The organism is Bradyrhizobium sp. I1.14.4 (assembly GCF_050435825.1).
In the GTDB taxonomy this organism is placed as follows: domain Bacteria; phylum Pseudomonadota; class Alphaproteobacteria; order Rhizobiales; family Xanthobacteraceae; genus Bradyrhizobium.
Genome location: NZ_JBNDLA010000015.1, coordinates 130,530 through 152,267 on the forward strand (window position 1 = coordinate 130,530; position 21,738 = coordinate 152,267).

Sequence of the window (21,738 nt, forward strand, 5' to 3'; positions counted from 1 at the left end):
AACACCGGACGTCGCCCACTTGGGAGGGAGCACGGATGAAGCTGGTCGGGCGCGCGCACGCAGTTGCGCGCATATTTCTTGTGGCGGGATTAGCTGCGGCGGCATTCGCTGTGCCGGCCAATGCGCAGAAGCAGGGCGGTACGCTCACCGTCGGCCAGGAGCTCGACATTCCGGGCTTCGACCCGCTCAAGGTCGGCGTCTACGACACATCGGCCAACACCGCGGCGGCCGCAATCTTCGACACGCTGACCACGCTCGACGACAAGGGCGAGCCGAAGCCGAAGCTCGCGCTGTCCTGGGAGCATTCCGACGACTTCAAGACCTGGACCATCAAGTTGCGGCCCGGTGTCAAATTCCACGACGGCACGCCGTTCAATGCACAGGCGGTGAAGGAGAATTTCGACCGCCAGAAGGATCCGGCCAACAAGTGCCGCTGCGCCTTCTACATCACGAGCATCATCAGCGTGCAGGCGGTCGATGACCTGACCGTGGTCTACAATTTCAGCGACCCGTCGGTGAACTTCCCGGCGACCCAGTCGATCCAAAGCTCCAACAACGTGATGCAGTCGCCGACCGCGTGGAAGACCAAGGGCGACGATTACAACCGCAACCCGGTCGGCACCGGTCCCTACATCCTGAAATCCTGGACCGCCGGCGACCGCATGGTGCTCGAGAAGAACCCGGACTATTGGGACAAGGGCAAGCCCTATCTCGACCGCATCATCCTGAAGCCGCTGCCGGATGCGCAGTCGCGCTTTGCCTCGCTGCAATCCGGCGAGGCCGACATCATCTGGGACGACGAGGCCGACGCCGACAACATTATCAAGGCGCGCAAAGACGCTAGTCTGACCGTGCATACCTATGAGGGCTCGGGCGCTGCGGTCGCCGCCTTCAACACCAAGGTCCCGCCGTTCGACGACGTGCGTGTCCGCCAGGCGCTGGTGATGGCGCTCGACCGCAAGAAGATGTCGCAAGCGATTACCAATGGCTTGGCGCGACCGGCCAGCAATCCCTATGGCGACGGCTCGTGGGTGAAGTGCAAGGATGACGGCGCGTTGCCTTACGATGTCGAAAAGGCCAAGGCGTTGATCAACGATTACGGCAAGCCGGTCGAGTTCAAGATGCTGGTCACGGCGACGCCGCGCGGCCGCACCGGCGGTCAGGTGTTGCAGCAATTCTGGAAGCGCATCGGCGCCAATATGGAGATCGAGCAGGTCGATCAGGCGACCATTCCGCCGCGCGCCTTCATGCGCCAGTTCCAGCTCACGCCGTGGCGCATCGTCGATCTCGCCGATCCCGATCCGCAGATGTACGCCAATTTCCACACCGGCAGCCCGGTGGCGCTGGCGAACTACTCCAATCCGGAGCTGGACCGGTTGCTGGAGCATGCGCGAACCACGGCCGACGTCGCCAAGCGCATCGAGGACTATTGCGCGATCAGTCGCCTGATCAACAAGGAAGCGATCTGGTTCTGGACCTTCCAGAACACCTACTACGCGATCTCGAGCGCGAAGGTGAAGGGCGTGCCGAAAATGTTCAACGGGGTGCTCGACGTCTCCTACGCCTGGAAGGAATAGCCTTTCATGCTGTTCTTCGTCGCGCGCAGGCTCCTGTATCTGGTGCCGGTGCTGATCGCCGTTTCGGTGCTGACCTTCGTGATCGCCTCGCTGTTGCCTGGCGATCTGGCCTATGTGATCCTCGGTGACCAGGCGACGCCTGAGAACGTCGCGGCGCTGCGTCACGACATGGGGCTCGATCAGCCGATCTGGCTGCGCTATCTCGGCTGGCTGTGGCATATCCTGCAGGGTGATTTCGGACGGTCCTTCCGCACCGGGCAGACCGTGTTGCAGGCTGTCAGCGAACGCATCCCGGTCTCGTTCGAGCTGATGATTTTCGCCGAGCTGATCGGGCTTGCGATCGGCGTGCCGCTTGCGATCGCCTGCGCGGCCAAGGCCGGCAGTGCGTTCGACCGCTTCATGACCGGCTCGGCCTTCGGCATGCTGTCGGTGCCGACCTTCCTGTCCGCGATCCTGCTGATCTACCTGTTTGCGGTCGAGCTGCGGCTGTTGCCGGCGACCGGCTATGTCCCGCTCACCGAGGACCCGGTCGCCAATCTGCGCTTCATGGTGCTGCCGGCGCTGACGCTCGGGCTTGCGGAATGGCCGGGCATCATGCGGGTGCTGCGCTCCGACATGATCGCGGCGCTTCAGGAGGACTATATCGCGCTCGCCAAGGCGAAGGGCCTGAAGCCGTCGCGCATCCTGTTCGTGCATGCGCTGAAGCCGTCGTCGCTGACGCTCGTCACCATCACCGGCATCAATATCGGCCGCCTGATCGGTGGCGCCGTCATCGTCGAATCGATCTTCGCCCTGCCGGGGATCGGCCGTCTCTTGGTCGGCGCGATCTATACCCGCGACCTCATCATCCTGCAGGGCGTGGTGCTGCTCGTCGCCGTGGGCTTCGTGATCATGAATTTCATCGTCGACATGCTCTACGCCCTTCTCGACCCGAGGATCCGCCATGGCCACGCTTGAGCTCAGCCTCGAGGACGAGGCCGGTGCGACGCCGGCCCGCCGCCGGCTTGGCGCGCTGTTCTGGATCGCGATCGGCTGGATGGTGCTGGTGTTCGCGGTCGCGATCTTTGCCGACCTGCTGCCGCTGCCGAGCCCGACCGACATGGACATGCTGGAGCGGCGGGCGCCGATTTCGGCCGAGCATTGGCTCGGCACCGACGGCCTCGGCCGTGACGAGCTGTCGCGCCTGATCTATGGCGCGCGCATCTCGCTGATCGTCGGCCTTTGCGCACCGATGATCGGGGTCACCATCGGCGGCGCGCTCGGCATGCTCGCCGGCTATTTCCGCGGCCGCTTCGAATCGTTCGTCGTCGGCAGCATGGATGTGCTCTTGGCGTTCCCGCCGCTGATCCTGGCGCTTGCGGTTACCGCCTATCTCGGCCAGTCGATCTTCAATCTGACCTGCATCCTCGGCGTGCTCGGCATTCCCGCCTTCATGCGGGTGGCGCGGGCCGCGACCTTGTCGCTGGCGCGGCGCGAATTCGTCATTGCCGCGCAGGCGCTGGGCGCCACCCATGCGCGCATCGTGCTGCGCGAACTGCTGCCCAACGTGCTACTGCCGCTGCTCGCCTTCTTCTTGCTCGGCGTCGCCGTCACCATCGTGGTCGAGGGGGCGCTGTCTTTCCTCGGTCTCGGCGTGCCGCCGCCGATCTCGAGCTGGGGCAGCATGATCGGGGAGGGGCGCGAAAGCCTCGATGTGGCGCCACAGCTCGCCTTCATTCCGGCGATCGCGATGTTCCTGACCGTGCTTTCGTTCAACCTGATCGGCGACACGATGCGCGCGCTGACCGATCCCAGGCAAGGTGCGCTATGAGCGGTGCGCTGCTCTTGGTCGAGAATGCGGTGGTTGACCTGCCGACCCCACGCGGCAATTTGCGGGCGGTGGATCATGTCGATCTCGCCGTCGGCGCCGGCAGGACGCTCGGCATTGTCGGCGAGTCCGGTTGCGGCAAGACCATGTTGTCGCGCGCGATCCTGCAACTGCTGCCCAAGAAGGCGAAACTGTCCGGCCGCGTGATGTTCGACGGGCAGGATCTGACACGACTGTCGGCGGAGAAGTTGCGCAAGCTGCGCGGCCGCTCGCTCGCGGTCGTGTTCCAGGACCCCATGACGTCGCTCAATCCGGTGCTGACCATAGGCACCCAGCTGATCGAGACCATTCAGGAGCATCTCGAGCTCGATCGTGCCCAGGCCAGGCAGCGCAGCATCGAACTGCTGGCGGCGGTCGGCATTCCCGCGCCCGAGCAGCGGCTGGCGCAATATCCGCACCAACTCTCCGGCGGCATGCGCCAGCGCGTCGCGATCGCGGTGGCGCTGTCCTGCGAGCCGCAGCTTCTGATCGCGGACGAGCCGACCACCGCGCTCGACGTCACCATCCAGGCGCAGATCCTTGATCTGCTGGCACGCGAGCAGCAGCGCCGTCATATGGCGATGATCATCATCACGCATGACCTCGGCGTGGTCGCCGGCCGCACCGACGAGGTCGCGGTGATGTATGCGGGACGCGTCGTGGAGCGCGCGCCGACGCCGGCCTTGTTCAAGAAGATGCGGATGCCCTACACCGAGGCGCTGCTCGGCGCGCTGCCGAAACTCGACGTCCCACCGCATACGCCGCTGCCGGCGATCTCGGGACGGCCGCCCGATCCGACCCGGCCGCTCAAGGGCTGTTCGTTCTCGCCGCGCTGCCGCTATTCCGCCGATCGCTGCGGCGCGGAGAAGCCGCGGCTCAGCCCCGCGGAGACGCCGGAGCATCTCTATGCCTGCTTCCATCCGATCGCTGCGGGGGGCGGCGCATGATGCTGCAGGCCGCACCCAATCCGCTGATGAAAGTGGAAAACCTCGTCGTCGAATATTCGGTGGGGGGCAAGACCATCCATGCCGTATCCGATGTCAGCCTCGAAATCGCCCGCGGCGAGACGCTGGGGCTGGTCGGCGAATCCGGCTGCGGCAAGTCCACGCTCGGCCGCGCCGTGCTGCAGTTGCGCCAGGCCGTCTCCGGCAAAGTGCTGTTCGACGGCCACGATCTCACCACCCTGAAGGGCGAGGGGCTGCGCAAGATGCGCCGGCGCGTGCAGCTGATCTTTCAGGACCCGATTGCGTCGCTCAATCCGCGGCGGCGGATCGGCGATATCGTCGCCGAGCCGCTGGTGATCGCGGGCGTCAAGGATCCCGAGGAACGCCGGCGGCGGGTCAGCGAGGTGCTGTCGGCGGTCGGCCTCGATCCCGCGCTGGTGAGCGGACGCCTGCCGCATGAATTCTCCGGCGGACAGTGCCAGCGCATCTGCATCGCCCGCTCGCTGGTGCTCAATCCGGAATTCGTGATCTGCGACGAGCCGGTCTCCGCGCTCGACGTCTCGATCCGCGCGCAGATCCTCAATCTCCTGGAGGAGATGAAGGCGCGTTACGGGCTGACCCTGCTGTTCATCGCCCACGACCTCGCCGTGGTGAAGGCGGTCTCAGATCGCGTCGCGGTGATGTATCTCGGCCGGCTCTGCGAGGTCGGTCCGTCGGAGCAGCTGTTTGCACGACCGGCGCATCCTTATACCGCGCTGCTCATCGAGGCCATCCCGGTGCCGGATCCGGACGTCCGCCCAACCCAGAGCGTGCCCGTCGGCGAGCCGCCGTCGCCGATCGCGCCACCCTCCGGCTGCCGCTTCCGCACCCGCTGCCCGCGGGCCGATGCGCGTTGTGCCAGCGAAATGCCGGAACTGCGCGTGGTTGCGTCCGGCCAGTTCGCGGCTTGCCATCATCCGCTGGTCTGAATAGGCCTCAGCCTTCAAGCGAGCTGCATGGCGGCTTGCTCGAAAACGGGGTCATGAGCGTTTGTCCCGGACGGGCAGGCGTGGCAAGGTCCGCCGCAACAACAAGCTTCGGGAGAACAGCGATGAAGAGTTTTCAGGTCGTCGATTTCAACGCCCCTTTGAAAGAGGTCGATCAACCGACGCCGCAGCCGTCGGGCGCGCAGGTGCTGATCAAGGTCAAGGCCGCCGGCGTTTGTCACAGCGATCTGCACATCTGGGAGGGCGGCTATGATCTCGGCCATGGCCGCAAGCCGCTGTCGCTGAAGGATCGCGGCGTTTCGTTGCCGCGCACGATGGGCCATGAGACGGTCGGCGAGATCATAGCCTTCGGGCCCGATGTCAAGGACGCGGACAGAGGTGGCCTCAAGGTCGGCGATGTCGCGCTGGCCTATCCCTGGCTCGGCTGCGGCAAGTGCCCGACCTGCCTCGGTGGCGATGAGAACATGTGCGCGATCAAGCCGAATGCGCTCGGAGTCTATTGCGACGGCGGCTACGCCGATCACATGACGGTACCGCACCCGAAGTATCTGCTCAACCTCAAGGGACTCGATCCCGTCACCGCCGCGCCTTATGCCTGCTCGGGCGTCACGACCTACAGCGCACTGAAGAAGGTCGAGAAAGATCTCGACACGCCGATCGTGATCTTCGGCGCCGGTGGTCTTGGTCTGATGGCGCTCTCGCTGCTGAAGGCGATGGGCGGCAAGGGCGCGATCGTGGTCGACATCGACGCCAGGAAGCGCGAGGCCGCCGAAGCTGCCGGTGCGCTTGCGACCGTCGACGGCAAGGCGCCCGACGCGCTGGAGCAGCTCATCAAGAAGGCTGGCCAGCCGATCCGCGCCGCGATCGACCTGGTCGGCAACGCCCAGACCTCGCAGCTCGGCTTCGACTGCCTGACCAAGGGCGGCAAGCTCGTGATCGTCGGCCTGTTCGGCGGTGGCGCAACTTGGGCGCTGCCGCTGATCCCGATCAAGGCGGTCACCATCCAGGGCAGCTATGTCGGCAATCTGCGCGAAACGCAGGAGCTGCTCGACCTCGTGCGGACCAGGAAGATTCCGGCGATCCCGGTCACACCGATGCCTTTGGCAAAAGCGAACGAGGCACTGACCAATCTGCAAAAGGGCCAGCTCGTCGGCCGTGCGGTGCTGACGCCGTAAATCTCAACCGTCATTGCGAGCGAAGCGAAGCAATCCATCCCTCCGCTTGCTGAGACGTGGATTGCTTCGTCGCTTCGCTTCTCGCAATGACAGGTCGCCCGTTCCCGGATGTCTTGAGGAATCCCCATGTCCGCCAACGACGCACTTCACATCGCAGTTCTCGGTGGCGACGGCATCGGCCCCGAGGTGATGGCGCCGGCGCTCGACGTGCTGCGCAAGATCGAGGCCTCGGCCGGCATCAAGCTCCGCTTCACCGAAGCACCGGCCGGCGCTGGACATTATAAGGAAACCGGCAAGTCGATGCCGGAGAGCACGATCCGCCTGTGCGAGGAGGCCGACGCGATCCTGCTCGGGGCCTGCGGTCTGCCGTCGGTGCGCTACCCCGACAATACCGAGATCGCGCCGCAGATCGAGTTGCGCATGATCTTCGATCTCTATGCCGGCGTGCGGCCCGCGCGATTGATCCCGGGCGTGCCGAGCACCATCGTCGGTGCCGATCAGAAAGGCATCGACCTCGTCGTGATCAGGGAATCGACCGAGGGCCTGTTCGCCTCGATGGGCAAGGGCGTCGTCACCGACGGCGAGGCGCGCGAGACCATGGTGATCACGCGCCGGACCTCCGAGCGGTTGTTCGAGTTCTCATTCCGGCTTGCCGAACGCCGCAAGGCGCGCGGCCGCGTCGGCGGCGGACTGACCTGCGTCGACAAGGCAAACGTGTTCAAGGCGTTCGCGTTCTTCCGGAGCATTTTCGACGAGACCGCCAAGCGTCATCCCGACGTCAGGGCTGATCACCTCTACATCGACGCGACCGCCGCGATGCTGGTGAAGCGTCCCTGGGACTTCGACGTCATGGTGACCGAGAACATGTTCGGCGACATCCTGTCCGATCTCACCGCCGGTCTGATCGGCGGCATGGGCATGGCGCCGTCGGCCGATATCGGCGATCGCTACGCGGTGTTTCAGCCGTGCCACGGCACGGCGCCCGACATCATGGGGCAGGGCAAGGCCAACCCGACGGCGATGATCCTGTCGGCTGCGATGATGCTGGATTGGCTCGCCGACAAGCACGGTCTCGAGAGCGCCGCCGAAGCTGCCGAAAGCATCGAGCGCGCGGTCGACAAGGTCTATGCCGGCGGCATCAAGCCGTTCGAGTTCGGCGGCAGCAACGGCACTGCCGATGTCGCGAAGGCCGTGCTGGCGGCGCTCTAGCGCAAAAGGGTGAGGGGGCCGAAGCCCCCTCGCTGATGATCAGCGCCGGTGTCCGCCGTGATGTCCGCCACCGTGATGTCCGCCACCATTGTGTCCGCCATGATGGCGATACCCGTGATGATGGCGATGGTGGAAGTGCGGACGATGATGCCATCCGTGATGACGCGGTCCGTAGCCGTAGCCTGGTTGCCAGGTGCAGCGGCCCCAGCGATCGCAGACCTGGCGCACCTTGTCGACATTGGACGTCTCGCCTGCGATGTGGCTGGCCTGCGGAAGCCCGTTCGGCATCGCCGATGCCGTGCCGGACATCAACGCTGCGCTTCCGAGCGCGGCCAGTCCGATAACGGCAAGCTTGATATTCATTGAGATCTCCTTGGTTGAAGCCTGAAAACGTCCATGCGGCCACTTCGTTACTGCGACAAAAAAGACGAGTCCGTGCACTTGGTTCTAGGGGATGGCGGTTCAACGCAGGAAATGCGGGAGTTGTGAGGTCGCTCCATGTGCGGGCGACAATTGGCCGCGCGACAGAATAGCGACGCGTCGCGCTCGCGGCATGAGATGCGCAGTCAGAGCGTGAGCCGGAAAGGTCTGCGCTATGCGCAGCTACGTGCGCGAAGACTATGCTCAAGCCGAGATGCGAGATCACGACGCTTGCCGTCGCTTCATGACCGCGCATTCGGAGCGGCACTGAAGAGCTTGCCTGGATCACAAATTCTTGAGCGACCGCCGCAGCCAAAGAAAAAGCGCTGCCATTGCTGATGGCAGCGCTTTGACATCTCCAGCCCGACCGGCGCGTGGCCGTCGCAGCGACCGGCCAGAGCCGATCCCTGCGACGTGGTGGATCGCGTTCGCGGCGTCGCGACCCGATCCGCGGCTCAGTCTTCGTTGGCGGCGATCGATTCCATCAGCGACACCAGCTGGCGCTGCACGGTCTGATCCTTGATCTTGCTGTAGGCGCGCAGCAACCGGAGGCTGAACGCGCTGTCGAGGAACAGCAGGCTTTCGACTTCGCGGGCCTTGTTGTCGCCGTCGTAGAAGAAGGTGACCGGCACATCGAGCGCGGTCGCGATCTGCTGAAGGCGGGCGGCGCCGACACGGTTGACGCCCTTCTCGTACTTCTGAACCTGCTGGAAGCTGACGCCGAGCTTGTCGCCGAGTTCGGCCTGCGAGATCTTCTGCTCGACGCGGCGCAGGCGAATCCGCTTGCCCAACTCAATGTCCGGCTTGCCGGCACTGCGCTGCTTCATCTTCTTTGCTGATCTGTTCATTCTTGTGACCCGTCCTTCAAATCGAGAATCCCTGGCCCGGATGGGTCAGGGACACGTTGATGATGTACCGCGTTAAACTCGAGTGGATCGTCAGTTCGTCTGAACTACGAAATCCAAGAAGATCGCGGGATGGTATCCAAACGCGAATGCGCATTGGAAGCACCCTAGTACCGACTCGGTCGACTACCTGAAGTCGACCGGGCCGAGGTGTCTGTCGACACCCCGCCCTCTACATTTGGCAAAATATTGACCAAACCACAACTAGCGCGAGTTTGATCGACACAGATTTTGCTCATACTTACTGGGCGGCAATGCACAGTGCCCGTAGTTCTACGGGCCCCGATATTGTACGAGCGTGCTTGTGTGGATGCAACCCCAGCTAGTGCAGCCTGAGGTCGCAGAGACGCTTTCCGGTTGCTTGACTGAATCGCCGTCAATGCGAAAAGTTTGACGTAAGTCCAAGTCAGGCTTTCGGAATGTTGCTGGACAATTGCCCAAAAGTTCTGGATCATCTGGAACTATTGTGCGCCTAGGAGAAGCCGGCGAACTCTGGCGGGAGAGGCCAATGAAGCGAAAGAGGGAAACGCCTCGACTCTACCTCGCGGCTTCGGGAGTGGAAGATATGCCGGTCGCAAACACGGAAGAACGGTTGCTGGCGCTGCTTGCAACCCTGGAAGAATGTCAGGCCTTTCTGACAGACCGGTCGAGCACGGAGACGGCGCAGCTGTTGTCCCTTGCTATCCTTGAGCTTCGGATGGAGCTCCACAAGGTGACGGATTCCGAGCTGAAGGCGCTGTGTGACATGATCGCGTCGGACGAGCCGGCGCGGGAACCGGCGACCACCCGGCAACTGCCACCGTATCTGAGGCTGATCAAGTAAGCCTGCGCCCCGCGCGACGCGCGGGACGCAGTTGGCCTCGCGCCGCGTGGCTTAGCCCGCGGTCACGTCAACCGCCTCGGCGCCTTCGAGCACGCGACGGGCCTTGTCACGATCCAGATCACCTTCCCATGCCGCGACGACGACGGTGGCGACGCAGTTGCCGATCAAATTGCCGACTGCGCGCGCCATGCCGATGAACCAGTCGACCGAAAGCACCAGCACGAGGCCGATCGCCGGGATGCTCGGTACGGCGTTGAGCGTCGCCGCCAGGATGACGATCGCCGAGCCCGGAACGCCATGAGCGCCTTTCGACGTGATCAGCGACACGCCGAGCACCAGCATCAGGTCGCCGAACGACAGCGGCGTGTTGGTCGCCTGCGCGATGAACACGACCGCCAGCGTCAGGTAGATCGAGAACGCATCGAGGTTGAAGGAATAGCCGGTCGGGATCACCAGACCGACCACCGAATCCTTGACGCCGAAATGCTCCAGCTTGCGCATCACCTGCGGCAGCACTGCGTCGGAGGATGCGGTGGCGACCACGATCATCAGTTCCTCGCGCAGGTAGCCAAGGAATTTGAGGATGTTGATGCCGGCGAGCGCCATTACGCCACCAAGCACGCCGACCACGAAGATCGCGACCGACACGTAGAACAGGGCGACCAGCGACAGCAGCTGCTTCAGCGAGCCGACGCCGTATTTGCCGACCGTGTAGGCGACGGCGCCGAGCACGCCGATCGGCGCGAAGCGCACGATCAGGCCCATGGCGCGGAACAACACGGTCGAGACCGCGTCGATGAAGGAGGAGATCTTCTCGCCCTTCTCGCCGCCGACCAGCGCCAGGCTGACGCCGAAGATGATGGCGAAGAATAACACCTGCAACACGTCGTTGCGCGACAGCGCGTCGAACGAGGTGGTCGGGATGATGTTGAGCAGGAAGCTGCCGATGCCTTCGCCCTTCAGCTTCTGCGCGTTGCTGGCATAGTTGCCGAGCGCCTTGGCGTCCAGCGTCGAGGTATCGATGTTCATGCCGTGCCCGGGCCCGAACAGATAGGCCAGGATCAAGCCGACCACGAGCGCGACCGTCGTCATCGCCTCGAAATAGACCAGCGCCTTGACGCCGACCCGTCCGACCTTCTTGAGGTCGCCGGCGCCCGCGATGCCGTGCACCACGACGCAGAACACGATCGGCGCCACGATCATCGAGATCAACTTCAGGAAGGCATCGCTGAAGATCTTCAGCCCGATCGCGAAATCGGGCGCGGCCATGCCGATGACGATGCCGAGCAGCAGCGCGACAAGCACCTGCACGAACAGTGATGTGTAGAGCGGCTTGCGTGCCACTGTGGCTTCAGCTGCGATGGTCGACATGACTTCCCCCTGTCTCTGGCCGGCACCAACCACTACAGCTTAGCAACTTGCGTGCCAAAATGTCGCGGGTGAGGCGAGGCCGTCCCTCTCAGGGAAAATCTCGCGGCGCCCGGTCTGCGCCGCGGAAGAGCGTTGGTCAGAGATTGCTCTCGGTGATTGCCGCGTAGACCATGGTGCGCAGCTCGCGCCGCAGCGGATAGGCGCTCGACGGCAGCACCTGGGTCATGAAGATCGTGATCAGCTCCTCGGCCGGATCGATGAAGAACGACGTTGTCGCCGCGCCGCCCCAGTTGAATTCGCCCGGGCTGCCCGCGATCATCGTCTGCGCCGGATGCATGGTGACGGCGAAGCCGAGGCCGAAACCGATGCCGTTATAGGCGGCTTCGGCGAACATCGAGCGCGACATCGCCGGCAGGTCGACACCACCGGGCAGATGGTTGGAGGCCATCAGCTTCAGCGTCTTCGGGCCGAGCAGCCTGACGCCGCCGAGCTCGCCGCCATTGAGCAGGGCGCGGCAGAAGGTCAGGTAGTCGGCCGCGGTCGAGCACAGTCCGCCGCCGCCCGAGACCAGCGAAGGCGGCGACCGGAACGAGCTGGTGGCCGGATCGTCCTGCAGCGTCAGCGTGCCCTTGCGCTCGGCGGCAAGCGGGTTGAAGCCGCCCTGCGGATCGGCTGAATAGCAGGCGGCAAAGCGGTGCGCCTTGTCGGCGGGCACGAAGAAGTCGGTGTCGTTCATGCCGAGCGGCTTGAAGATACGCTCCTTCAGAAACTGCTCGAACGGCTGGCCGGAGATCTTGCCGACGAGATAGCCGAGCACGTCCGTTGCGACCGAGTAGTTCCAGGCTTCGCCCGGCGAGAACTCCAGCGGGATCTTCGCTAAATCTTCGATCATGCTGTCGAGCGTGCCGGCCTTGATCACCTCGCCGATCTTCTTCTCGCGATAGGCTGCGTCGACATTGGAGCGCTGCTGGAAGCCGTAGGTGAGACCCGAAGTGTGGCGCAAGAGGTCGATGATCAGCATCGGCCGCGTCGGCGGGCGGGTCAGGAAGGCAGGCATGATGCCGGCGACGAATACGCCGAGGTTCTTCCACTCCGGAATGTATTTGGCGACCGGCTCGTCGAGCGCGACCTTGCCTTCCTCGACCAGCATCATGAAGGCGACCGACGTGATCGGCTTGGTCATCGAATAGATGCGGAAGATGGTGTCGTCCTTGACCGGCACCTTGCGTTCGAGATCGGCAAAGCCCTGGACCGTGGAATGCACGATCTTGCCACGGCGGTAGATCAGGAGCTGGGTGCCGGGAAAGCGGCCGGACTCGATGTAGCGGCTCTTCAGATGCGCTTCGAGGCGGTTCAGCGCTGTGGTCGACATTCCCGCGGATTCGGGCGAGGCAGGCGTGGGGGCTAACATCGGGCATTTCTCCGGCTGCGAGGCCGCCTTGATAGCCGAAAAGTGTCCGTTTAACCAATCGGCCGCTGCTTACCGGCTCAGGACCGGTGGTGTACGCTGGCCCCTGCAATCGCGCCCCAAGGGGCTCAAGGGAAACGCCGAGATGACCCAGTTCAACGAAACCGAGCTCACCGCCGCCGTCATCCGCAGCTTCGACCAGACGCCCGATCCGCGGGCCAAGTTCCTGCTGCAGGAACTGGTGAAGTCGCTGCACGATTATGTGCGCAAGACCGACCTCACCTTCGAGGAGTGGGACCACGCGATCGGTTTCCTGACCCGGACCGGGCAGAAGTGCACCGACATCCGCCAGGAATTCATCCTGCTGTCCGACGTGCTCGGCGTGTCGATGCTGGTCGATGCGGTCAACCACCGCGATCGCGACGGCGCGACCGAGACCACCGTGCTCGGCCCGTTCTATGTCGGCGAGCACAAGGTGACACCGCACGGCACCGATATCTCGGCGAGCCTGCCCGGCGAGCGCATGTTCGTGCGGAGCCGCGTCACCGACCTCAAGGGCAAGCCGCTTGCCAATGTGCCGGTCGATGTCTGGCACGCGGACGATGACGGGTTCTATGACTCGCAGAAGCCGAGCTATGCCACCGAAGGCCCGTCGTCGCGGGCGCGCTTCGTCACCGATGCCGACGGCCGCTTCTTCTTCCGCACCATCGTGCCGTGCAGCTATCCGATCCCGACCGACGGCCCGGTCGGGCAGATGATCACGCAAACCAACCGTCATCCGATGCGGCCGGCGCATGTGCACTTCCTGGTCAACGCCAAGGGCCATGAGCCGCTGATCACGCATGTGTTCGTCGAGGGCGACAAGTACATCGATTCCGATGTTGTGTTCGGCGTGAAGGACGAACTGATCGCCAGGGTCGAGCGGCGCACCGATCCGGTCATGCCCGATGGCCAGCGGTCGGACGCTCCGTGGAGCCTGATGACCTACGAATTCCACGTGAAGCCAGGTGGCGGAATGGCGCCCGCGCCGCTCGGCACCAAGGCCACCGAAGACGCCTGATCGCTGCTGTCGAACCCGCCTGCTCAATCCTTGTGCGTCGCACAAGAATTGAGCGAAAGGCAAATTTTGGAAGCGCGCTGAAAGTTCACGCGCGCTGCGACATGTTGCGCAAGACTTTGCAATAAAATCAATTTTTGCAGTGCGGTAGCTTGGCACAAGGCTTGAATGGTCAGGTGCCGACGCCATTGAAGCCGTCCCTCGAGGCCACCCCATCGGATTTCTGACGCCGCCAGACCGGGCCTCCCCGGTGCATGCCCTTTTGCGCCCTGCGCGCGTCGCCACCCGAACGGCGCTCGACGCACAGCCGCATCACCGCAACGCAACGACGCAAAGGACGACCGATGACCAAGCCGACCAACAAGCCCTCAGGCCGTGCGATCAGCCGTCGCCAGCTGCTGAAGACAACCAGCGGCGCCGCCGCGCTGCTCGCCGCAGCCAAGCTCAACTTTCCCGCCGGCGCGTTCGCGCAAGGCGCGGGTCCGGAAGTGAAGGGCGCCAAGCTCGGCTTCATTGCGCTCACCGATGCCTCGCCGCTGTTCGTCGCCAGGGAGAAGGGCATCTTCGCCAAATACGGCATGCCCGATGTCGAGGTGCAGAAGCAGGCCTCGTGGGGCACCACGCGCGACAATCTCGTGCTCGGCTCCGAGGGCAACGGCATCGACGGCGCGCATATCCTGACCCCGATGCCGTACCTGATCTCGGCCGGCAAGGTGACGCAGAACAATCAGCCGACGCCGATGTACATCATGGCGCGGCTCAATTTGAACGGCCAGTGCATCTCGGTCGCCAAGGAATATGCCGACCTGAAGATCGGCGTCGACACCACGCCGTTCAAACCGGCGCTGGAGAAGAAGAAGGCGGGCGGCAAGGCCGTGAAGGCAGCGATGACCTTCCCCGGCGGCACGCACGATCTCTGGATCCGGTACTGGCTCGCCGCCGGCGGCATCGATCCTGACAAGGATATCGAGACCATCGTGGTGCCGCCCGCACAGATGGTGGCCAACATGAAGGTCGGCACGATGGACTGCTTCTGCGTCTGCGAGCCGTGGAATCTGCAGCTGATCCATCAGGACATCGGCTACACCGCGATCACCACCGGCGAGCTCTGGGACAAGCATCCGGAGAAATCGTTCGGCCTGCGCGCCGCTTGGGTCGACAAGAACCCGAAGGCCGCGTTGGCGCTGCTGATGGCGGTGATGGAAGCCCAGCAGTGGTGCGAGAAGGCCGAGAACCGTGAGGAGACCGCGGCGATCTGCGCCAAGCGGCAGTGGATCAATTGTCCGGTCGAGGACATCACCGACCGCATGAAGGGCAAGTTCGACTACGGCACCGGCCGCGTGGTCGAGAACTCGCCGCAGCAGATGCGGTTCTGGAACGACAACGCGTCCTACCCCTACCAGAGCCACGACCTCTGGTTTCTCACCGAGGACATCCGCTGGGGCAAGTATGAGGCAGGCTTCGACACCAAGGCGCTGATCGCCAAGGTCAACCGCGAGGATCTCTGGAAGGAGGCCGCCAAGGAGCTTGGCGTGTCGGACATTCCGGCCTCGACCTCGCGCGGCAAGGAGACCTTCTTCGACGGCAAGGTGTTCGATCCCGCCAATCCCGCCGCTTACCTGAAGTCGCTGTCCATTAAGCGTGTCGACGTCTGAGCCCCACAGGGCCGCGCTTTTGCGCGGCCCGTCGCATGACCACGGAGATTGTCTGTCAATGTCGATGCCTGCCATGAAGACCGAAGTGTCAGCGGTGGCGATCCCGCAGGCCGCCACTGTGGCGCCGGTCGTGACCATGACGCCGAAGCGCGCGCCGCGCGCCGAGACATACGCCAGGATGGCGAAGGAGACCGCGGCGCATGTCGTGCCGCCGCTGATCGTGGTCGCGTTGCTGCTCGTGGTGTGGGAGCTGATCTGCCGGCGTGCCGGCTCCAGCCTGCCGCCGCCATCCAAAGTGTTCAAGGACACCAAGGAGCTGATCCTCGATCCGTTCTTCGATAATGGCGGCATCGACAAGGGCCTGTTCTGGCATCTCTCCGCCAGCCTTCAGCGCGTTGCTTACGGCTACTCGCTGGCGGCAATCGCGGGCGTCGCACTCGGCACGCTGGTGGGACAATCGGTCTGGGCGATGCGCGGCCTCGATCCGCTGTTCCAGGTGCTGCGCACCATCCCGCCGCTCGCCTGGCTGCCACTGTCGCTCGCCGCGTTCCGCGACGGCCAGCCCTCGGCGATCTTCGTGATCTTCATCACCTCGATCTGGCCGATCATCATCAACACCGCGGTCGGGATCCGCAACATCCCGCAGGACTACCGCAACGTCGCCGCCGTCGTGCAGCTCAATCCGCTGGAGTTCTTCACCAAGATCATGATCCCGGCGGCCGCGCCTTACATATTCACTGGCCTGCGCATCGGCATCGGTCTGTCCTGGCTCGCGATCGTCGCCGCGGAAATGCTGATTGGCGGTGTCGGCATCGGCTTCTTCATCTGGGATGCGTGGAATTCCTCGCACATCAGCGAGATCATCCTGGCGCTGTTCTATGTCGGCATCATCGGCTTCGTGCTCGACCGTCTGATTGCGGGCCTGGGCAAAGTCGTGACCCGCGGCACGGCTGCGAACTGAGGGAAAAGTCATGCAGGCCTATCTGAAGCTCGACCACATCGACAAGACTTTCACTCGCGGCAACGCCACCACGGAGGTTTTGAAGGACATCAACCTGACGATCGAGAAGGGCGAATATGTCTCGATCATCGGCCATTCAGGCTGCGGCAAGTCGACTTTGCTCAACATCGTCGCTGGACTTACCGGTGCGACCAATGGTGGCGTGCTCTTGGAGAACCGGGAGGTCAACTCGCCGGGGCCGGATCGCGCCGTGGTGTTCCAGAACCACAGCCTGCTGCCGTGGCTCACCGTCTACGAGAACGTCAAGCTCGGCGTCGACAAGGTGTTTGCCAAAGCCAAGAGCAGGGCCGAGCGCGATGCCTGGGTGATGCACAATCTCAGCCTCGTGCAAATGGCGCACGCCAAGGACAAGCGGCCGAGCGAGATTTCGGGCGGCATGAAGCAGCGCGTCGGCATCGCGCGTGCGCTTGCCATGGAGCCGAAGGTGCTGTTGCTCGACGAGCCGTTCGGCGCGCTCGACGCGCTGACCCGGGCGCATCTGCAGGATTCGGTGATGGCGCTACACCAGAAGCTCGGCAACACCATCCTGATGATCACCCACGACGTCGACGAGGCCGTGCTGCTGTCGGACCGCATCGTCATGATGACCAACGGCCCGAGCGCGCGGATCGGCGAGGTGCTTGACGTGCCGCTGGCGCGTCCGCGCAAGCGGCTCGAGCTCGCGACCAGCACCGGCTACCTGAAGTGCAGGCAGCGCGTGCTCGAATTCCTCTATGAGCGCCACAGCTTCGTCGAGGCGGCGTAGAGCATGATCCGGAAAAGTGGAAGCCGGTTTTCCGAAATGATCATGCCCAAGGAGATGAACGCATGAGCAGGCCCCTGCTCACGTGAGAGCTTTTCTGCCTCGCCGCAATGGCGCGGCAAGGAAGTTGCGTGCACGGAGGCACACATGACGGAAGACCAGGTCAAGCTCGTCCGGGAGACCTTCGCCAAGGTTGCGCCGATCTCGGAGCAGGCGGCGGTCATCTTCTATGACCGCCTGTTCGAGGTCGCGCCCGGCGTGAAGGCGATGTTTCCCACAGATATGACCGAGCAGCGCAAGAAGCTGATGGCGACGCTTGCCGTCGTCGTCAATGGATTGAGCAATCTGCCGTCGGTGCTTCCCGCCGCGAGCGCGCTCGCCAAGCGCCATGTCGGCTATGGCGCCAAGCCCGAGCATTATCCGGTGGTTGGCGGCGCATTGCTGTGGACCTTGGAGAAGGGGCTCGGCGAAGCCTGGACGCCTGACGTCGCCGCCGCATGGACCGCGGCCTACGGCACGCTGTCCAGCTACATGATATCGGAAGCCTATGGCAGCGCGCAGGCGGCCGAGTAGGAAGGCCGTAAGGGAATTGACTCTCCGTCGTCATTGCGAGGAGCTCCGACAAATTTGCAAGACAATTTTGTGCTGAAGCGACGAAGCAATCCATCTGCGCGCTTAGCGGATAGGTGGATTGCTTCGCTGCGCTCGCAATGACGCAGACAAGTCACTATGGTCCACTCCGTTCCGCCAACGGGTGAACCAACAATGATGTTCCTGGAAACGCCGCCGAAACTGATCGCGACGGAGATATTCTCCGCCGTGCCGGCCGAATTCCGCCGCAAGGTGACGAGCGAATGGGCCGACGCCAACCGGCCGGGCGCGGTGACCGATTGCTTCATCGAGGGCCCGTCGTTCGACTCTAATGGCAATCTCTACATTGTCGACATTCCGTTCGGCCGCATCTTCAGGATTGCGCCGGACAAATCATGGTCGCAGGTCGCCGAATATGACGGCTGGCCGAATGGGCTGAAGATCGATGCGATGGGCCGCATCCTGATCGCCGACTACCGGCACGGGTTGATGGAACTCGATGCCAGGTCGGGCCAGGTCACGCCGCTGCTGCGCTCGCGAAATTCGGAATCGTTCCGCGGCTGCAACGATCTGCACATCGCCTCGAACGGCGACATCTATTTCACTGACCAGGGCCAGACCGGGCTGCACGATCCGACCGGCCGTGTCTATCGATTGCGCGCGAGCGGAGCGCTCGACTGCCTGATCGACACCGGCATCAGCCCGAACGGCCTGGTGCTCGATCCGCATGAGGCGGTCTTGTTCGTCGCCATGACGCGCGACAACGCGGTCTGGCGCGCGCCATTCATGAAGGATGGCAGCGTCTCCAAGGTCGGGCGCTTCTGCTCGCTGTTCGGCCCGAGCGGGCCCGACGGCATGACAATGGACGCCGCAGGAAGGCTGTTCGTCGCGCACGCCTCGCTCGGCCACGTCTTCGTGTTCGCGCCGAACGGCGAGTGCATCGCGCGGATCAAATCCTGCGCCGGCCCGAGCTGCACCAATGTCGCGATCGGCGGCGCCAACCGCGACCGTCTCTACATTACGGAATCGGTAACAGGCTCGGTGCTGGTCGCCGACATCGGCAGGCTCGATGGGTAACGGACGCCGAGGCTGTCTGATCAGCGGTCGGAATGCATCTTCTCGAGAAACTGCTTCACGCCGCTGACGGCGCCAGTATGCGAGGCGACATAGCCAGGAAGGGCGCCCACGGCCTTGTGAAACTCGCTGCTCTTCATGATGTCGAGCACGCGCTGCATCGGCTCGGTCTCCAGGAACGCACGCTTGCAGACGAAGAAGTAATCTTCCGTGAGCAGGCGGATGAAATCGAGGCCGAACTGCCGCGCGGCGGCCTCGACGCCGAAGCTCGCATCCGCCATGCCGCTCGCGACATAGGCGGCGACCGCGGCGTGGGTGAACTCCATGTGCTGGGCGCCGTTGATCCGGCTTTCCGGGATCTTGTGCAGCGCCAGCAATTGATCGAACAGTAGCCGTGTGCCGGAATCATGGTCGCGGTTGACGAAGCGGGCCTTGCGCTCGACCAGATCCTTCAGTGTGGTGAGCTTCAGCGGGTTGCCGCGCTTGACCATCAGGCCCATCTCGCGCGTGACGAAATTGATCACGCGGTCCTCGCGCGGATCGAGCCATTCGCGGCAGGCCTTGATGCCCTGCGCCCGCAATTCGCCGCGCGGCAGATGCAGGCCGGAGAGATCGCAGGCGCCCTGCGCCAGCGAGACCAGCGAATTCTGGTTGCTGACGTAACGCAGATCGACACCGACGCCGCCCTCGCGATCGAGGAACTCGCGCAGCTTGGATACCGCAAAGCCATGGCTGGCATGGACACGGATCACCGACGGCCGTTGCTCGAGGAACGGCTTGATCTCGGTGACCAGTTCCTGCGCGAGGTTCTCGAGCTGCAACCCGAGGCGCGCCTGCATGCGCTCGCCGGCCCAGACCAGCTTCTCGCCGAATGGCGTCAGCTTCGAGCCCTTGCCGCGCTGGGTTTCCACCAGCGGAACGCCGAAGAAGTCGGACCATTGCTCGATCAGGTTCCAGACATGGCGATAGGACAGCTGCGCGTCGTTAGCGGCGCTGGTGATCTTCCCGGTCTTCCTGATCTCGTTGAGGATGCCGAGCATCACGACCGCGGTCTGCGGTGAGTTCTCCTTGCGAAAGCGCCAGACGGTCTCGATCTCGATCTGCAGCATCGTGGTCACCAGCTATGAAATCGACTTCATATCCTGACATGCCAATAGGCACAAGATATCATATTTACTGCGGCCAAAGGCCTCCTACCTTGCATGATGACACTGGGAGGAAATATGATGTCCGTTGCATATGATTATGAACGCGCCCGCCGCGCCCCGACCGCCAGGGACGAATTGCTGCTGATCGACGGCGCCCGCGTCCGCTCGCTGTCCGGAAATACCTTCACGTCCCTCAATCCCGCCACCGAGCAGGTGATCGCTGTCATCGCCGAAGGCAACGAGGCGGATGTCGACCGCGCGGTCGCCGCTGCCCGCCGCGCCTTCGAAGGCCCCTGGCGCACCATGCGCGCCGCCGAGCGCGGCCACATCCTGCTGAAATGGGCCGAGCTTCTGAAGCAGCACGCCGACGAGATCGCAACACTCGAGAGCCTCGATGCCGGCAAGCCGATATCGGCGGTGTTGCGCCAGGATTTCCCGGCCGCCATCGACACGCTGACCTATTACGCCGGATGGGCCGACAAGATCAGCGGCGACGTGGTTTCGACGCGCGACGACGCGTTGACCTACACGGTGCGCGAGCCGGTCGGCGTGGTTGCTGCGATCGTGCCGTGGAATTTTCCGCTGATGATCGGCATGTGGAAGCTGGCGCCGGCGCTGGCCTGCGGCTGCACGGTCGTGATGAAGCCGGCCGAGCTGACCTCGCTGTCGGCGCTGCGGATCGGCGAGCTCGCGCTTGAGGCCGGCCTGCCGAAGGGCGTGCTCAACATCGTGACCGGGCCCGGCCGTGTCGTCGGCGATGCGCTGGTCAACCATCCAGATGTCGACAAGGTGACGTTCACCGGCTCGCCCGGTGTCGGCCGCGGCATCATGAAGGGCGCCGCCGGCAACTTCAAACGTGTCTCGCTCGAGCTCGGCGGCAAGTCCGCCAATGTGATCTTCGACGATGCCAATCTCGAGGCCGCCGCCAAGACCGCTGCGGCCGGCATCTTCTTCAACGCCGGGCAGGTCTGCTCGGCCGGCTCGCGCGTGCTGGTGCAGGAGAAGGCGTATGACGAGGTGGTGGAACGCCTCGTCGCCCGCGCCGAGGCGTTGCGCATCGGCGATCCCTCCGATCGCGCTGCCACGCTTGGGCCGGTCATCTCCGAGAAACAGATGCGTTCGATCCTCGACTATGTCGAGATCGGCAGGAACGAGGGCGCGCAGCTCGCCACCGGCGGGCAACGCGTCGGCGACCGCGGTTATTTCATCAGCCCCGCGGTGTTCGCCAATGTCGCGCATGAGATGCGCATCTCGCAGGAAGAGATCTTTGGCCCTGTCGTCAGCGTGATCAAGTTCAAGGACGAGGCCGACGCGCTGCGTCTCGCCAACGGCACCGCCTACAGCCTCGCCGCCGGCGTCTGGAGCGCCGATATGGGCCGGGTGCAGCGCTTTGCCAGGAAGGCCCGCGCCGGCACGGTGTGGATCAACACCTATGGCTACACCGATGTGCGGTTGCCGTGGGGCGGCGAGCGCGACTCCGGCCTCGGCCGCGAGCACGGCACCGCCGCACTTGACAATTTCACCGAGCCGAAGGCGGTGTGGATCAATCTCAACGTGTGAGATGGTAAAGAAGCGCAAGAGTGCGCCGCATAACAGGTGTCGTCCCGGCGAAGGCCGGGACCCATAACCCCAAATCTACGTTATTGCACTACGCTGCGGCCGCAATCGCTTTCATATCTGACCTCTGTGGCTGATGGGGTGGACGGCCCCCTACGGCATCAGTTGTGCCAGAATGAGGTTGTTGCAAATCTCAGACAAGGGAGCCGTCCGTGAGAGAGATTATCCG

The 21,738-nt window shown here is 63.9% G+C and carries 20 protein-coding genes; 15 read left to right on the forward strand and 5 right to left on the reverse strand.

Annotated elements, in window-relative coordinates:
- Window positions 1-35 precede the first annotated feature (35 nt).
- The 7 genes from ABIB78_RS26290 to ABIB78_RS26320 all read left to right on the forward strand — a co-directional run bounded on the left by ABIB78_RS26290 (window position 36) and on the right by ABIB78_RS26320 (window position 7,737).
- Window positions 36-1,577 (forward strand): ABC transporter substrate-binding protein, encoded by a 1,542-nt coding sequence (locus ABIB78_RS26290; RefSeq protein ID WP_429029498.1) that lies wholly within the window; start codon window positions 36-38, stop codon window positions 1,575-1,577.
- 6 nt (window positions 1,578-1,583) lie between these two features.
- Window positions 1,584-2,534, forward strand: coding sequence for an ABC transporter permease (locus ABIB78_RS26295; RefSeq protein ID WP_429029499.1), 951 nt, complete (start codon window positions 1,584-1,586; stop codon window positions 2,532-2,534).
- The gene (locus ABIB78_RS26300) at window positions 2,521-3,387 is read left to right on the forward strand and encodes an ABC transporter permease (RefSeq protein WP_429029500.1); all 867 of its coding nucleotides are present in this window, start codon (window positions 2,521-2,523) and stop codon (window positions 3,385-3,387) included. The genes ABIB78_RS26295 and ABIB78_RS26300 overlap by 14 nt, the downstream gene beginning before the upstream one ends.
- On the forward strand, window positions 3,384-4,370 hold the full coding sequence (locus ABIB78_RS26305; protein WP_429029501.1) for an ABC transporter ATP-binding protein: 987 nt from the start codon (window positions 3,384-3,386) through the stop codon (window positions 4,368-4,370). Before ABIB78_RS26300 ends, ABIB78_RS26305 begins: the two co-directional genes overlap by 4 nt.
- Window positions 4,367-5,335, forward strand: a complete 969-nt coding sequence (locus ABIB78_RS26310) for an ABC transporter ATP-binding protein (protein ID WP_429029502.1) — start codon at window positions 4,367-4,369, stop codon at window positions 5,333-5,335. The genes ABIB78_RS26305 and ABIB78_RS26310 overlap by 4 nt, the downstream gene beginning before the upstream one ends.
- 122 nt (window positions 5,336-5,457) lie before the next feature.
- Entirely contained in the window at window positions 5,458-6,528 is a 1,071-nt protein-coding gene (locus ABIB78_RS26315) for an alcohol dehydrogenase (RefSeq protein ID WP_429029503.1), read from the forward strand.
- Between the two features lie 126 nt (window positions 6,529-6,654).
- Window positions 6,655-7,737 carry an isocitrate/isopropylmalate dehydrogenase family protein gene (locus ABIB78_RS26320; RefSeq protein ID WP_429029504.1) on the forward strand — a complete coding sequence of 361 codons (1,083 nt, stop codon included), beginning with the start codon at window positions 6,655-6,657 and terminating at the stop codon, window positions 7,735-7,737.
- Window positions 7,738-7,776: 39 nt separating this feature from the next.
- On the opposite strand, the gene ABIB78_RS26325 is transcribed toward ABIB78_RS26320, so the two are convergent.
- Together ABIB78_RS26325 and ABIB78_RS26330 are read right to left on the reverse strand one after the other, a co-directional pair.
- Window positions 7,777-8,100, reverse strand: a complete 324-nt coding sequence (locus tag ABIB78_RS26325; protein WP_429029505.1) for a hypothetical protein — start codon at window positions 8,098-8,100, stop codon at window positions 7,777-7,779.
- Window positions 8,101-8,612: 512 nt separating this feature from the next.
- A complete protein-coding gene (locus ABIB78_RS26330; protein ID WP_429029506.1) occupies window positions 8,613-9,005 on the reverse strand; it encodes a helix-turn-helix domain-containing protein in 393 nt (130 codons plus the stop codon).
- Window positions 9,006-9,570: 565 nt separating this feature from the next.
- Between ABIB78_RS26330 and ABIB78_RS26335 the strand changes: the two genes are divergently transcribed.
- Entirely contained in the window at window positions 9,571-9,885 is a 315-nt protein-coding gene (locus ABIB78_RS26335) for a hypothetical protein (protein ID WP_429029507.1), read from the forward strand.
- Between the two features lie 51 nt (window positions 9,886-9,936).
- On the opposite strand, the gene ABIB78_RS26340 is transcribed toward ABIB78_RS26335, so the two are convergent.
- Window positions 9,937-11,256 (reverse strand): dicarboxylate/amino acid:cation symporter, encoded by a 1,320-nt coding sequence (locus ABIB78_RS26340; RefSeq protein ID WP_429029508.1) that lies wholly within the window; start codon window positions 11,254-11,256, stop codon window positions 9,937-9,939.
- Window positions 11,257-11,392: 136 nt separating this feature from the next.
- Window positions 11,393-12,667 carry a serine hydrolase domain-containing protein gene (locus tag ABIB78_RS26345; protein ID WP_429029509.1) on the reverse strand — a complete coding sequence of 425 codons (1,275 nt, stop codon included), beginning with the start codon at window positions 12,665-12,667 and terminating at the stop codon, window positions 11,393-11,395.
- Window positions 12,668-12,809: 142 nt separating this feature from the next.
- Between ABIB78_RS26345 and ABIB78_RS26350 the strand changes: the two genes are divergently transcribed.
- The 6 genes from ABIB78_RS26350 to ABIB78_RS26375 all read left to right on the forward strand — a co-directional run bounded on the left by ABIB78_RS26350 (window position 12,810) and on the right by ABIB78_RS26375 (window position 18,807).
- Complete coding sequence (locus ABIB78_RS26350; RefSeq protein ID WP_429029510.1) at window positions 12,810-13,724, forward strand: dioxygenase; 915 nt, start codon at window positions 12,810-12,812, stop codon at window positions 13,722-13,724.
- Window positions 13,725-14,065: 341 nt separating this feature from the next.
- Window positions 14,066-15,376, forward strand: coding sequence for a CmpA/NrtA family ABC transporter substrate-binding protein (locus ABIB78_RS26355; protein WP_429029511.1), 1,311 nt, complete (start codon window positions 14,066-14,068; stop codon window positions 15,374-15,376).
- Between the two features lie 58 nt (window positions 15,377-15,434).
- Window positions 15,435-16,337: a nitrate ABC transporter permease gene (gene ntrB / locus ABIB78_RS26360; RefSeq protein WP_429029512.1), complete on the forward strand. Its 903-nt coding sequence runs from the start codon at window positions 15,435-15,437 to the stop codon at window positions 16,335-16,337.
- 10 nt (window positions 16,338-16,347) lie between these two features.
- A complete protein-coding gene (locus ABIB78_RS26365; protein WP_429029513.1) occupies window positions 16,348-17,142 on the forward strand; it encodes an ABC transporter ATP-binding protein in 795 nt (264 codons plus the stop codon).
- Between the two features lie 144 nt (window positions 17,143-17,286).
- Complete coding sequence (locus ABIB78_RS26370) at window positions 17,287-17,712, forward strand: globin family protein (protein ID WP_429029514.1); 426 nt, start codon at window positions 17,287-17,289, stop codon at window positions 17,710-17,712.
- A 192-nt stretch (window positions 17,713-17,904) separates the two neighbouring features.
- Window positions 17,905-18,807: an SMP-30/gluconolactonase/LRE family protein gene (locus tag ABIB78_RS26375; RefSeq protein WP_429029515.1), complete on the forward strand. Its 903-nt coding sequence runs from the start codon at window positions 17,905-17,907 to the stop codon at window positions 18,805-18,807.
- Between the two features lie 20 nt (window positions 18,808-18,827).
- Here the strand turns inward: ABIB78_RS26375 and ABIB78_RS26380 are convergent, their stop codons facing one another.
- Window positions 18,828-19,913: a substrate-binding domain-containing protein gene (locus tag ABIB78_RS26380; protein WP_429029518.1), complete on the reverse strand. Its 1,086-nt coding sequence runs from the start codon at window positions 19,911-19,913 to the stop codon at window positions 18,828-18,830.
- Between the two features lie 117 nt (window positions 19,914-20,030).
- On the opposite strand from ABIB78_RS26380, the gene ABIB78_RS26385 reads away from it, so the two are divergent.
- Window positions 20,031-21,512 (forward strand): aldehyde dehydrogenase family protein, encoded by a 1,482-nt coding sequence (locus ABIB78_RS26385; protein WP_429029516.1) that lies wholly within the window; start codon window positions 20,031-20,033, stop codon window positions 21,510-21,512.
- Window positions 21,513-21,738: the final 226 nt, after the last annotated feature.

Excerpts from the sequence above, each read along its gene's own strand:
- ABIB78_RS26290 (WP_429029498.1), top strand. The coding sequence starts at position 36 with ATGAAGCTGGTCGGGCGCGCGCACGCAGTTGCGCGCATATTTCTTGTG.
- ABIB78_RS26310 (WP_429029502.1), top strand. The coding sequence starts at position 4,367 with ATGATGCTGCAGGCCGCACCCAATCCGCTGATGAAAGTGGAAAACCTC.
- ABIB78_RS26380 (WP_429029518.1), bottom strand. The coding sequence starts at position 19,913 with ATGCTGCAGATCGAGATCGAGACCGTCTGGCGCTTTCGCAAGGAGAAC.
- ABIB78_RS26375 (WP_429029515.1), top strand. The coding sequence starts at position 17,905 with ATGATGTTCCTGGAAACGCCGCCGAAACTGATCGCGACGGAGATATTC.
- ABIB78_RS26335 (WP_429029507.1), top strand. The coding sequence starts at position 9,571 with ATGAAGCGAAAGAGGGAAACGCCTCGACTCTACCTCGCGGCTTCGGGA.
- ABIB78_RS26370 (WP_429029514.1), top strand. The coding sequence starts at position 17,287 with ATGACGGAAGACCAGGTCAAGCTCGTCCGGGAGACCTTCGCCAAGGTT.
- ABIB78_RS26305 (WP_429029501.1), top strand. The coding sequence starts at position 3,384 with ATGAGCGGTGCGCTGCTCTTGGTCGAGAATGCGGTGGTTGACCTGCCG.
- ABIB78_RS26355 (WP_429029511.1), top strand. The coding sequence starts at position 14,066 with ATGACCAAGCCGACCAACAAGCCCTCAGGCCGTGCGATCAGCCGTCGC.
- ABIB78_RS26315 (WP_429029503.1), top strand. The coding sequence starts at position 5,458 with ATGAAGAGTTTTCAGGTCGTCGATTTCAACGCCCCTTTGAAAGAGGTC.
- ABIB78_RS26320 (WP_429029504.1), top strand. The coding sequence starts at position 6,655 with ATGTCCGCCAACGACGCACTTCACATCGCAGTTCTCGGTGGCGACGGC.
- ABIB78_RS26325 (WP_429029505.1), bottom strand. The coding sequence starts at position 8,100 with ATGAATATCAAGCTTGCCGTTATCGGACTGGCCGCGCTCGGAAGCGCA.
- ntrB (WP_429029512.1), top strand. The coding sequence starts at position 15,435 with ATGTCGATGCCTGCCATGAAGACCGAAGTGTCAGCGGTGGCGATCCCG.
- ABIB78_RS26350 (WP_429029510.1), top strand. The coding sequence starts at position 12,810 with ATGACCCAGTTCAACGAAACCGAGCTCACCGCCGCCGTCATCCGCAGC.
- ABIB78_RS26345 (WP_429029509.1), bottom strand. The coding sequence starts at position 12,667 with ATGTTAGCCCCCACGCCTGCCTCGCCCGAATCCGCGGGAATGTCGACC.
- ABIB78_RS26300 (WP_429029500.1), top strand. The coding sequence starts at position 2,521 with ATGGCCACGCTTGAGCTCAGCCTCGAGGACGAGGCCGGTGCGACGCCG.
- ABIB78_RS26340 (WP_429029508.1), bottom strand. The coding sequence starts at position 11,256 with ATGTCGACCATCGCAGCTGAAGCCACAGTGGCACGCAAGCCGCTCTAC.
- ABIB78_RS26385 (WP_429029516.1), top strand. The coding sequence starts at position 20,031 with ATGTCCGTTGCATATGATTATGAACGCGCCCGCCGCGCCCCGACCGCC.
- ABIB78_RS26365 (WP_429029513.1), top strand. The coding sequence starts at position 16,348 with ATGCAGGCCTATCTGAAGCTCGACCACATCGACAAGACTTTCACTCGC.
- ABIB78_RS26330 (WP_429029506.1), bottom strand. The coding sequence starts at position 9,005 with ATGAACAGATCAGCAAAGAAGATGAAGCAGCGCAGTGCCGGCAAGCCG.
- ABIB78_RS26295 (WP_429029499.1), top strand. The coding sequence starts at position 1,584 with ATGCTGTTCTTCGTCGCGCGCAGGCTCCTGTATCTGGTGCCGGTGCTG.